The organism is Paenibacillus sp. 598K (genome assembly GCF_003851045.1).
GTDB lineage: Bacteria > Bacillota > Bacilli > Paenibacillales > Paenibacillaceae > Paenibacillus_D.
Genome location: NZ_BFBX01000129.1, coordinates 31,066 through 43,734, shown reverse-complemented (window position 1 = coordinate 43,734; position 12,669 = coordinate 31,066). Strand labels below are relative to the sequence as shown.

7 protein-coding genes are annotated in these 12,669 nt (G+C 57.4%); 2 read left to right on the top strand and 5 right to left on the bottom strand.

Features of this window, described 5'->3' with window-relative positions; genetic code table 11:
- Positions 1-268: 268 nt before the first annotated feature.
- Positions 269-3,178, bottom strand: a complete 2,910-nt coding sequence (locus PA598K_RS29700; RefSeq protein WP_128660412.1) for a glycoside hydrolase family 48 protein — start codon at positions 3,176-3,178, stop codon at positions 269-271.
- A gap of 104 nt (positions 3,179-3,282) precedes the next feature.
- Entirely contained in the window at positions 3,283-6,036 is a 2,754-nt protein-coding gene (locus tag PA598K_RS29695) for a glycoside hydrolase family 9 protein (RefSeq protein WP_128660411.1), read from the bottom strand.
- A 263-nt stretch (positions 6,037-6,299) separates the two neighbouring features.
- Between PA598K_RS29695 and PA598K_RS38345 the strand changes: the two genes are divergently transcribed.
- Positions 6,300-6,422: a hypothetical protein gene (locus PA598K_RS38345; RefSeq protein ID WP_260405676.1), complete on the top strand. Its 123-nt coding sequence runs from the start codon at positions 6,300-6,302 to the stop codon at positions 6,420-6,422.
- Here PA598K_RS38345 and PA598K_RS29685 read toward each other — a convergent pair.
- From PA598K_RS29685 to fabF, 3 genes are all read right to left on the bottom strand, one after another.
- Positions 6,419-8,827 carry a glycosyl hydrolase gene (locus PA598K_RS29685; protein ID WP_307719903.1) on the bottom strand — a complete coding sequence of 803 codons (2,409 nt, stop codon included), beginning with the start codon at positions 8,825-8,827 and terminating at the stop codon, positions 6,419-6,421. The genes PA598K_RS38345 and PA598K_RS29685 overlap by 4 nt on opposite strands.
- A 468-nt stretch (positions 8,828-9,295) precedes the next feature.
- Complete coding sequence (locus tag PA598K_RS29680; protein WP_128660409.1) at positions 9,296-10,270, bottom strand: SMI1/KNR4 family protein; 975 nt, start codon at positions 10,268-10,270, stop codon at positions 9,296-9,298.
- A gap of 155 nt (positions 10,271-10,425) precedes the next feature.
- Positions 10,426-11,664 (bottom strand): beta-ketoacyl-ACP synthase II, encoded by a 1,239-nt coding sequence (fabF, locus tag PA598K_RS29675; RefSeq protein ID WP_128660408.1) that lies wholly within the window; start codon positions 11,662-11,664, stop codon positions 10,426-10,428.
- Between the two features lie 136 nt (positions 11,665-11,800).
- Here fabF and PA598K_RS29670 point away from each other — a divergent pair, with 136 nt between their 5' ends.
- Positions 11,801-12,658: a helix-turn-helix transcriptional regulator gene (locus PA598K_RS29670; protein ID WP_128660407.1), complete on the top strand. Its 858-nt coding sequence runs from the start codon at positions 11,801-11,803 to the stop codon at positions 12,656-12,658.
- Positions 12,659-12,669: the final 11 nt, after the last annotated feature.

Sequence of the window (12,669 nt, the reverse complement as noted above, 5' to 3'; positions counted from 1 at the left end):
TCGTCCTTCCAGGACGTGCGAAGAGCTTTGTCGGAGAATTCTAAGCTGATGTAAAAAACAGCTCCGCCGCCGTCTGCGGGAAGCTCGCGGCCATACGCATTTGCATGAGATTCCTTCCTATTCATTGTATAGGGATTGCATGCATTTTTCAAGCACTGACGTATTCACGCTTCACCGTCTGAAAGTTTTGCAAGACGGCAAAGAAGGCCACTGCCCTCCGGCAGTGGCCCCTCCCCTTGCGATTTCATCTCTTGCGTGCGCTTAACGATTAAGGCTCGATGCCCCAGACCAGCATTCCATCGAGATAAGCCGTTACCTTATCCCAGTCCGCGTAGGCGGATTGGGTTGCGTTACGCGAATAATCGTCCGCCTCCGCATAGTTTGACCAATCGGTCTTGTTGATCCGGATCTGGATATCTCCTGTGTCCGCTCCCGGCTGGAGCACTCCGGCCCCCGTGCCAAACGAGATTTCGTAGTAGTAGTCGGCGCCCGCCACCGGAGCGCTCAGCTTGACGAAGCTGCCGCTCACATTGCTGCTGCCTACGGCCGCATAATCGCAATGAAATTGCTGACTGACCTCGCCATCGATCGTATAGTAATAGCGCACCTTCACGTTACTTAGCGATACCGGCTCGCTCCCGGTGTTCACGACCTTGAATTGGGCTCTGATCTGATTGTCGTTGGCGTTCGTATCCTCGGTACGATATTGCACCTTCAACTCGCCGGTCGGCGCAGGCGTAGCGGTTGGCGTAGCGCTGACCTCCGCAGAGTTCGGGCCTGTCCCTACGGCATTGGTTGCGCTGATCACATAATAGTAGGTCGTATCGTTGACGACGCTCGTATCGGTATAGGCGTTGGTCGTCACCGTGGCGAGGTCCGTGTACGGCCCGCCGCTCGTAACCGCACGCTTCACCGTGTAGCTGTCGGCGCCAGTCGTATTGTTCCAGCTCAGCTCCACTGCAGCATCGCCCGCGACAGCCTTGACGTTCGTTGGCGCTTTCGGCGCGACGGGCTCTACAGGCCCGGCTCCGCCATCCTGAATCAAGCGATCGTACTCGGCATAGGCCGTGGCGATATCGACCTGCGACCAGAAGCGATGATAGACGAATTCCGGCGCGCCATCATCCCAGGTCTGGGTTTGCGGATTCCATGACGTATTGTATTTGGCTTGCAGGTACGACCATTGCGGATCGTTGACGATGTCCGGGCGAATATCGGTATAGCTGGCGTATACCCCGTTGCCGCCCTTGGAGGGATCGGAAGGTACAGTGTTCGTGCCCGGGATCGTGTTGCCCTGACCGAATGTGCCGCTCCAGCCCGCCGGGAAGTAGACCTCTTTGGTGAAGAAGCGGTTGTAATCCGCACGCTCCTCGGCTGTGACCAGGCCCACGCCATCGTTGTAGCTCCAGGCTGTATCCAACAGCTCCTTGGCTAGCTGCTCGGCCTCAGAGCCCAGCGTCGTGAAGCTGCCTGCCTCCGCCTTCGTTGCTGCTGCGAAGAACGTAAGCGCTTTAACATAACTGCCGAGCACGCCGATATCCTGGTTCGGGTTTTTCGTGACCGCATGCAGGCTGGCGTTGCCCGTATAGTTGTTGAAGCCGCTCCAGGTGTCCGGCTGACCCGACCATTCCAGATTGCTCGGTACCCAAAATTCGCCTGGCGCGGATACAGTGGAAATAGCTGGATTGTGACCGCCGAGCACGCGATTGCCCGAGCCATCGAGATAATAGCCCTCGGCATCCGTCGCTGGACGGCTGTTCGCGAACACATAGTCCATCGACCAGTCGATCCAGTTTTGCGTAATCTGCTTGGCCATCTTGAAGTTATCTGACGTCGTATCGCCGCTGGCTGCCAGGATGTAGTACAGCTCGGCGATCCGCTCCACGCCCCAGGTCTGCATGCCGAACCAGTTATTGGACGGCGGGTCGTGATAGACCGGCGCATCGTCGTAAGCCATCCCGTAGAAGGTGCTAGTGCCTGCCGGATAGGCATTGTAGGCTCCGCCGTAGCTGTTGGTCGCGCCCCCGGCGATCGCGCCTTCGCTCGATTGCAGCCACGTGTAAAACTCCAATTGGCGCGTCAGCGAATTCGCCCAGTCCTCGCCGGCCGTCGGCGAATTCGGGATCAAGCCCGCATCTGGATCGGACAACGCATACGCAGCCACGACGTTCTGATAGCCCTGGTGAGCATGGCTCGACCCGATCCGCCAGGCCCAGTTCCCCGAGCTGCCGAGTCCGCCGCCCCATGCCGTATACCAGCCCATCAGATAGTGGTTGGCATTTTTGCCTGTGCCAGCCGTAGGACTTCCATCCGATGCGCTACCGATTTGCTGGAAGTATTTATCGTACATGCCGTAGCGCAAGTAGTCGCCCATTTTCTTGGCCTTCGCCAGATACGTTTCATTATCATAGCCTAGCGACTTGGCCCAATACAGCGCCTGGATGGCGCGTGCGTCTGCGTCGGTAGCGTTCGTATAGCGCCACTGAGCAGCAGGCGTATTCGTTTCCTCGGTGAACAAGGACATGAAGCCCTCCCCTGCCTTGCCGAAGGTTTTGTCGTCTTGCGAAGGATGCGGGATCGCTTCCCATACCGATTCCTGCTCCCCTCTCTGGAACGTATTGATATAGGCAGCGGTGTGCGACGGATTGAGCAGGTTGCCGAAGCCATACCAGTTATCGACATCGACCAGCCAGTGCATCAGATACGTCTCGTTGTTGCCGTAGGTCGCTTTTAATTCCGAATCCAGCGGATCGCTGCCTGCGCCGTATTGGCCGCTCAGCAGGCTGGGATACAGATCCGGCTGCGGATGCTCGGCGGCATAGGTAGCGGGACTGCTGGCGTTGTAATAGCTCATGGACGGCTGCTCCTTATTGCCATCGCCTTCATCGACCGGAATAATATACTTCTCCATGTTGTCCCAGGCAGCCTCGAGATGCGTCCAATCGTCGGTGTAGTAGCCATACAGCACCTCTAGCCAGAGCCAATAGCTGTATGCCTCCGAGGTGGTCATGTGACCGTAGTCCGGGGCCTCGCTGATCAGCGTCTCGATCGAGTGATAAGGGATGCCCTCCGGTGAAAAATAGCCGTTGGCCGGGTCCTTCAGTTGATCGTATAGCTGAAGGAAGCGTGTCTCCTCCGTCGAGGCGGCCTTGACCGGCGTAACTCCTTGGCTGAGCATGCCCCCTGTAAATACCGTGAATGCCAACGCGGTAGACAGCAGAAATGAGGTCGATTTCCCAATGGCGCGCGAAAGTTTCAATTGAATCATCCTCTCTACCTGTATTAAGGTTCAATCCCCCATGCCAGGGTATTGTTGTGATAGATGGTGACCTTGTCCCATGTCGCATAGCTATTCTTGGTGCCATCGTAGGAGTAATCGTCTAGCTCGTTGTAGTTGGTCCAGTCGCTCTTGTTGATCCGGATCTGAATGTCGCCTGTGTCGGCTCCCGGCGCCAGACTGCCCGCCCCTGCGCTGAAGGACACCTCCACATAATAGTCCGCTCCCGGAGCAGCGGTTGGCATGCTGACGAACGTTCCGCTCACATTGCCGCTGCCGACCGCCGCATAGTCGCAATGGAATTGCTGCGGCTTGTCGCCATCGATCGTATAGTAGTAGCGCAGCTTAAGCTGATGGAGCGGGATCGCTTCGTCCCCGTGGTTGAAAATGCGGAATTGCGCCCGAATCTGATTATCCCCCGGCTGCGTATCATTGACCCGATATTGCAGCTCCAGATCGCCCTCGACCGGATCTGGCAGCTCCCTCGGCTTCGCGCTCGCCTGAGCGGAGTTCGGACCCTCGCCGCTCGTATTGCTAGCCGCAACTACATAATAATAGGTCGTCTCATTCGTAAGTCCGCTGTCCGTATAAGAGGTGCCGGAGGTCGTGCCAATAACGGTGTAGGGGCCTCCGCTAGTCGTAGCGCGCTTCACGATATATTCATCGGCCTGACCGACAGCGCTCCAGGTCAATTGCACCTGCCCGTCTCCGGCCGTAGCGGATACGTTGAGCGGCGCGGCCGGAACGCCGGGCACGCCGGGCGTGCCTCCGCCTGCGGGCTGCTCGCCATAGACCCGCGTTCCCGCTTCGAACACAGGGATATAAGGCGACTTGACCGGCGTGGAGCCGGCAGACGGCAAGCCTTGATAGGAGAAGTCGTTGGCGTTACTCCAGAAGGCCGTCTGGAGCGGGGCCGAGATCCGGAATTGCACCTCTTTACGGAAGGCGGACTGCCCGCCAGGATAGATCGGGGTTCCCGTAAAGTCTACCTTGGTGTAGTAGATATGGTTCGCTGCGTCATACGGCAGCAATGGCGACACGGTAGCCCCCTGATTGTAGCCTCCCGCCGTCACCGTCACATCCTGAGGACCATAGCCTGCGGCTGCCGCTTCGGTAAGATCGACATAGTAGTGGAAGGATAGCGAGCTGCTGGAGCGCGCGGGCCAGCCCGAGCGATTGTTCAGCAGCGCCTTGATCTCGATGAAGTTGCTGCCGCTCGCATTCACAGCCGCCTCGACGAACATTTCATCGTCCCGCACTTCCGGTTGAGGGAAAGAAGCCAGCGGCAAGTCGCCGTCTCCATGCTCGATCATCATCTTGGCAAGCGCCCCGGTGAAGCCGGCATTGTAGTCGGTAGCTACCTCATTGGACACATAATCACTGATCGAGTCCGTATAGCTGTCGGTCAGCGACGGTCCGCCCACCAGCGCCCCGTACAGGATATGGCGGTGATTGGCCGGTTGGCTCTGACTGTCGCTCCATGAGCCATGAGAGGTACGATGATGCGGGCGCTGCGGACTGTTGTTGCCGTAACCGATCACATAGCTGCTCTGTCTCGGATTGTCCCCCAGCATGTACAAGATCTGACTCTCTGCAAACGATCTGGCCGTCTGCTTGCGCGCCGGATCGCTCACCCAGTCGGAATAGACGAAGGCGAGGAAGGCCTGATTGGCTGAATACCGGAGCGCGCCCCACGTATCCAGATACGCCAGTCCGCCAGGCGTATAGTTGATCCGTTCCCCTGTACCGGGAACGCCGGTCGTCCAATATTGCATATTTTTCTCGGTCGATGCGACGAAGCGAGGATCATTGGTGATACGCGCAAGCAAAAGCTGGGCGCCATAATGCTTGTCGTCCCATGCATGCGTCCACTTGTAATCCCAGTCGCCTTGCTGATTCGTTCCCCATTCGTCGCTGGCAGCAATCGCTGCATCCAGATAGTCCTCGTCCTCTGTAGCGAGATACAGCCATACCGCCGCCCAGCTTAACTCGTCGGCATACCCGCTCCAGGAGTTATAGTAGGCTTGCGCATCCGTGATGCTGTCCGAGTATTTGCCGCGGTACTGATCTGCGAATTGATACAGCTCCTTGGCATGCTGCAACAGCAGAGCCGAGTAAGCCGGATCGCTGTCCGCAAAAATAATCGAGGACGCAGCAAGCGCCGCAGCCGTCTCTCCGGCCAGGTCCGAGCCTGGATTGGCGGCATCGATCTTATAGGCGGGGCGAGCCATCGGCATCACTTCCGCTGGTCCCCACCAATTATGGTCAGCGGTGCCGTTGCCCACCTGTCCCCATAGCTCATTGGGCGCGGTATGCGCCTTGATGAAATAGTCCGTCGCCCACCGGATATTATCGAGGATGGCATCCAGCTGCCCGGAATTCTCGTAGCCCTCCCGATACTCGTACACCGACCATGCCAGCATCGTAGCTGTCGCGGCCATCGGGAAGCCGAATTTCACATGATCTCCGGCATCGTACCAGCCCCCGGTCAAGTCGACCCCGACGTCCGCGCCGTCCTGAAGTCCCGAGTCCCCTCGCCATTCCACCCGGTTCGTTTCGGGCAGCTTCCCCGAGCGCTGCGCTTCATAGAAGTAGATCGATTTTTGCAGCGCCTCCGCATAGTTGTAGTCCGAAGCCGCAAGAGCGCTTGGAGCAGAGGCGGAAGCGGTAGTAGAGCTTGCTCCCAAACCAGCGCCTGTAAACGCTAACAAAAAGCTGAGTAGTAATGCGCTTCTTTTCTTGAATCTTGTACCTATCATAGATATCCTTCTCCTTTCTGAACAAAGTGTCTGCGCGCGAAAGCTTCTTGGTCTCCTGGTCACCTCCCTATCAAAAGTGGCGGAGCCAAGTTTTCGGAATTGGAAGATATAGGCTCCTGTTCATAATATATCATATTATTTAAAAGATTACAAAAATAGAATGAACTATAAATTTCTTCCTCCTCATGCTGTCCCTCCCCGAGCATCCGTCTCGTCGCATGAGTAAAAGAGCGCCCCCGAGATTTCAGGAGCGCTCCTTGCGCATGGGCAGCCATGAGCAGTTGGCCTTGCTGCTTGCCCTGCTGCTTGCCTTGTTGCTTGCCTTGTTGCTTGCCTTGCTGCTTGCCTTGCTGCTTGCCCTGCTGCTTTCCGCCATGTTCTGTTAGGGTTCGACTCCCCATTGCAGCGTGCCATTGACGTAACCGGTCATCTTCGTCCAGTCGATATAAGCGGTGCTGGTCGGGTTAAAGGAGTAGTCGCCCGTTTGCGTGTAGCTGCTCCAGTCCGTGCGCGCGATGCGGATCTGGATCTCGGCTGCTGCGCCCGGTGCCAATGTGCCAGCGCTACTTGCGAAGCCAATCTCAAAATAAGTGTCGGCGTCTTCCGTTGGCGTCGGCATCGTCACAAAGGTACCGCTTACGTTGGCGCTGCCGACAGTCGACCAGTCGCACCAGAATGACTGGGTCTGGTTCGCGTCAGCCGTATAGTAGTAGCGCAGCTTGACGGTCGACAGCTCCAATGCAGTTGTGTCCGTGTTGACCAATTTAATCTGGGGCGCGATTGTATTGCTGGAAGCAGCTGTATTGCCGCTATACATTTGAATTTTGAAGCTGCCTGCCTGCGTTGCGGCCGAAGGCGTAAGCGCAATAGGATTGGAGCTAGTCGAGCCCGAGGCGTTGGATGTGATAATGCGGTAGTTGTACAAGGTCCCGTTAACGGCTGTCGTATCTGTATAGCTCAGACTGGTCAGATTGGAAGCAAGCGTCGTGTAAGCGCCGTTGCCTGTCGCGCGCTCGACCTCGTAAGCGACTGCGCCGCTTGCAGCCGTCCATAGTAGCGTTGCTCGCGAGTCGCCAGCTGTTCCCGATACGGTAAACGGACCAGGCAAGGCGACCGAGGAGTCGATGATGGTAACCGTGAGCGTGCGATTGGCGCCGGGACTGAAATCAAACGTCAGATTGGTTGTGCCAACGACTTGCATAGCGAGATAGCTTGCGCTGATCGTCACCGTTGTGCCCGATACCGTATAGTCCGTGCCGGATACAAGGGCAGCAGAGCCATTTTTGATGCCGCTCAGCGTATTGCCGTTCATCGTTACCGTTATCGTCTGGTCGCTTTGATTGGGCGCGTATTTATCAAAAACGACACTGGCAGGCGAGAGGGACGCGCTTGGGTGGCCAGTCTTTAAGTCGGGCAGCTCGTCCAGCGTAATGACATAGCTGCTCTGATAGAGGGTTGTCAGCGTCTGCGGATCATTAAAAGCCGTGCTCATGAGGTGCTCGCCATACCAAGGCAAAAAGTAGAGCCAGCCTGCTTTTTCATCGATTAGATTCTGGACGCTGGGCACGGTGTCGTTTTCCGTCATCGCCACCATTTTAGTTCCGTTGGTCAAGTCGACAAGCTTATAAAAAGTCGAGCTGATGGCGTCCTCATTGGGTACGCCGGATAATCCGTCATCGCGGTTGTAGATCGTATTGTATTTGTCAAACCCGACAATATCGACCTGATGGTCGCCGGGGTACCACGCGGGAGAGGTGTTATATACGTAGCTGTTGTAAGTCCAGATCAGGTTGTGGAGGTCGTAGGTCTCGGTGAGCTCGGTGTAGAGCAAATCCCATAGCTGCTTGTATACCTCTGCGCCTGCCTTGGCCCACCAGAACCAGGCGCCTTCGCCATTCAGCCCGCCATTGCCCTCCGCCTCATGGAACGGACGGAAAATAATCGGCACATCGTTATCCTGCAAAATCGATAATTGCGCTGCCAAATCATCAATAGCCATCATCAGGTATTCATTTTCCTTCGTCCCGGGAACGACGGCATTAGCTGTATTAAAGTTCGTATCCGTAGGCTTGTAGGTAGCATCTGTCCAGTCCACAAATTGTCCCAACTGATAGGTCGTGAAGTTTTTGGGAACCGTAAGGTGCCAGCTTGCCGTTGCAATCCCCCCGCGATCATTGACCCAATCGATAACGCGCGCGGTTGTGCCGTCCTCCCAGCCGTACAGCGGATTATAATTCATAAAATCAAAGCCGCGAATGGCGGGGTATTTTCCGGTTAGATTATAAATCCACTCAAACTCCAGCTCGCTATCGCCGTCATTCCCGCCGCCGTAAATTTCCTGCTGGCCAGAGATCATATGGTCGCCATACACCTCCGTTAAATAATCCATCAGTAGCTGCGTTTCCGGCGTGGCTTGCGGATCAGTGAGGATCGGCTCCACATTCAAAGGGTCCAGATCGGCATAATCGACCGTAAAGGTATCGAAATAAGCAAAGCCCCAGCCTGCCTTCACTTGAATCGTGTTGCTGCCTTGCACGAGCTTGTGAAAGCCAAAGCTGAAATCGGACCAGGCGGTCGTATAGGGCAGCATAAATGAGCCTTTGTTCGTACCGTTAACGGATAAGTACTGAAGTCTGCCGTCAGGACTCAGCTCCTGCATGAAGCGGGTTGAAATTTCATACATGCCGGTTTCGGGAACCGTTACGCTGAACGTTATCGTGCCGCCATTTTGCATCCAGACGAATCCTGTGCCGGAGTATCCGGGCTTGGGCTGCCCGTAAATCTCAGTCACCACCTGCAGCTCGGAGCTAAGCTGGGCATCTTCTCCCTCAATCGTGTAAAGAGGGCCATTTGCACAAACAGGCATTGCCCACAATCCAAGCAGCACAGCAAAAACCAGCAAGAGTGCATAACCGTTCTTGAGCCACCTTTTCATATTCTCGCGTCCTCTCCAAATTTTTGAAAGCACTTACACAACTAATGTAACACATTATACATAAAATGTTAATGATTACAATTATTCTACATGCGACTGCGAAGGCACGCCAAAAGGCCACTGCTCCTGGCAGCGGCCCTGTGTTTCGTCTTTCTTCCCTCGGCTGTGCGTAATTGTGCTTTCCCGTGTTGCTCGTTGCCTGCTGGTCGCTGGTCGCTGACCGCTCCAGTGCACCTTTCTTCCCTTGCTCGCACGCTCCGCCGCTGCCCGGGCACTCCAGTGCACCTTCAGGCACTACGCGGCTTCTCCCCTACTATACAGGTGTTAGTCCTCCTCGTCTTCGCCGTCCAGGTCGAAGCTCTCGCTATCGACGAGCCCGCGTATGAAGGCTTCGAAGTTCGGCGCCAGATACGTGATCTCATAATCGCACTCCTGATCGATGTGGACGACACAAGGCTCGCCCTCCGGCCCGCAGAACCGGTAGTCCAGCATGACGATATCATGACCTGCCGACGGGCAGTCGCAAATCATGATGCCCAGATCGGGATAGCCCCATTCCTCGATCTTGAACCGGCTCCCCATGTCGCCCCCGATCGAATATGACTTTTTATTGCCGATCCCGAGCATGTTCGTAATCTCGATATGATCTTCGGCCCAGGATGTCGCTTCCTCGGTCGGGAAGGCTGTGCGTGCAGGACAGCCGCCATTCTGGGTCCGCATCAAGTTAATATAGGAGGCGGGCAGCTTGTACCCCAGCTCCTGCTCAAGCTCCGCGATCAGTGCGTCGTCGAACGGCGGCGATACGTAGTTTTTGTTCGCATACTCGCTCGGTTCCCAGAAGCTGTCGGGATCATAGCCCTCCGATGCAGCCGTCAGTTCATTGCCCATGCCGCTCTCCACCCACTCCGCCTGCTCCCGTTGCCAGCGCTGACGCTGCTGCTCCATCCGCTCCGCGCAGGACCGGACATGCCCCAGGAACTCGAGCGTCGCCGGATCGTCCGGCTGCAGCGCATCCGCCCGCTCAAAAGCGAGCAACGCCAGATCATGCAGGGCCAGATGGTAATAAGCATACCCCAGTCGGTACTGCCACAGCGCATCTGCAACCCCCCGCTCCTGCACCGAGAGCAGCTGATCCACCGCTTCGCGATAACGCTCCTCGTTGTTATAGGCTCGGGCCAGCAGGTTGACCAGCTCATAGCCCCGCTCGGCGTCCGGTATTTGTTCGATGCGTTCGATGATTAGTCCATGCTCCTCCTGCTCGTGCCACGTCTGCAGTTGCTCCAACAGTTCATTCGTCATCAGGATGCCTCATTTCCACAGGGAGAATGTATATCTCCTTCATTATAATCCACTCCCCGCACCCTGAAAATGAAGCGATATGACTAGGACCTGTCTGTATGCAGCAGGGGCGAAAAGTCGGTTAAAGCTGCCCCTGAGCGAGTGTTCAGACAGGCCTAGCCCTCATACGTCCGCAGGACGATTGCCGAGTTGTGCCCGCCGAAGCCAAACGAGTTGGACAAGCCGACTCGCAGGTTGGCGCTCCTCGCTTCATTGGCCACGATGTCCAGATCGCAGACAGGGTCCGGGTCCTCCAGATTGATCGTCGGCGGGATGATCCCGGTCTGCAGCGACCGCACGAGCGCGACCGCTTCGACGGCGCCCGAGGCGCCGAGCATATGGCCGGTCATCGACTTGTTGGCCGTGATCGGGATCCGGTAGGCCTGCTCGCCGAACACCTGCTTGATCGCCGCTGTCTCCGATCGGTCGCCGATGAAGGTGCTGGTCGCGTGGGCGCTGATCACGTCGATGTCGGTCAAGGCCAGTCCAGCCTCGTCCAGCGCGAGCCGGATCGCCCGTGCAGCGCCAGCGCCATCCTCAGGCGTTGCGACCATGTGATACGCATCGGAGCTGGCTCCGTAGCCGATCACCTCGCCCAGGATATGCGCCCCGCGGCCCAACGCATGGCTCAGGCTCTCCAGCACGAGGATACCCGCGCCATCCGCCATGACGAAGCCGTCCCGCCCCGCATCGAACGGCCGGCTCGCCCGGCTCGGCTCGTCATTGCGCGTCGACAGCGCGGTAGCATTGGCGAAGCTGGCCAGCGAGATATCTGTAATTGCCGCCTCGGCCCCGCCTACGAGGATCACATCCGAGCGGCCCGCCTGGATATGGTAGAACGCTTCGCCAATCGCCGTATTGCCGATGGAGCACGCGGTGACCGGCGACATCGTCGAGCCTAAAGCCCCATACTTGATGCTGATGACAGCGGCCGCCATATTGGCGATCATCATCGGCACCAGCATCGGACTGACACGCTCCGGTCCCCGCTCAGCCAGCGCCTGACCCTGACTCATCAGCGTCTGGATGCCGCCGATTCCCGACCCGACATAGACGCCCATACGCTCGCGATTGATCCGATCCAGCTCGAGTCCCGCTTGCCCGATCGCTTGCTCCGCCGCGACCAGCGCGTATTGGCAAAAGCGGTCCAGCCTTCGAGCCTCCTTGACGCCGAACCATGCGGCCGGGTCGAAGTCCTTGACCGTGCCTGCGATGCTTATTTTGTGCCTTGAGGTATCAAGCGAGGTGATGCGCTCCACCCCGGACGCTCCCGCGATCAGCTGCGACCAGAACGTCTCGACATCGTTGCCGAGCGGCGATACGACACCCATCCCTGTGATTACGACTCTCTCCATGATTGGCTTCCTCCCTCTGAGCTTGTCATTGCTCGATCGTAAGCGTATCATGTCATGTATCCGATCCTATTACAAGTGAGCCTTTATGCTAGTATAAATACTACCCGACTCGATCCCAACGAGAGGAGATGATCGCTTGAACTCACAAGTCCGACTCCAGGCGTTATCCGCCTTCCTGAAAAGCCAGCGCGCCAAGCTTTCGCCCGAGCTCGCAGGCTTGCCCGCAGGGACGCGACGGCGGACGCCCGGTCTACGCCGCGAAGAAGTCGCTCAGCTGGCAGGCGTCAGCACGACCTGGTACACCTGGCTGGAGCAAGGCAGAGACATCCGCGTCTCCACCTCCGTGCTCGACTGCGTGGCCCAGGCGCTGCAACTGAGCGCCGATCAGCGCAAGTATCTATACTCGCTGGCCTTCGAGAGCGACGCCGAGGCGTACTCGGCCGAGCAAGAGGCGGTACAGCTAAGCCCTTCCTTACAGAAGATCCTGACCGAGCTGACCCATTGCCCCGTCATCGTCTCCGACCGCAAGTGCAATATCGTCGGCTGGAACAAGGCGGCGGCGTTCGTATTTTTGGACTTTGACCGCATCCCTCCCGCCGGGCGCAACATGATCCGCCTGCTCTTCACCCGCAGGGAGTTCCAGCGGCTGGCGCTCAACTGGGAGCAATTCGCCAATGAGTTCCTGTCGATGTTCCGCACGTATTACGGCCAGTATGTGAACGATGGATGGTACGACGTCTTCCTCGGGGAGATGATCGCCGAGTATCCCGACTTCAAGCGGATGTGGGAGGACAATCAGGTGAAGTCGGCCCCCGAGGTCCATCTGGAGTTCCGACACGCCAAGGCTGGCAAGATGGTCTACGAGCTCACCTCCCTGAAGGTATACGGCAAAGACGATCTGCGCTGCAGCATCTACACCCCCGCGCCGGACACGACCACCGAGGCCAAGCTGATGCAGTGGATGAGCCACGGGACGGCCGGCGCACCACTGTAACTCGAGTTTCT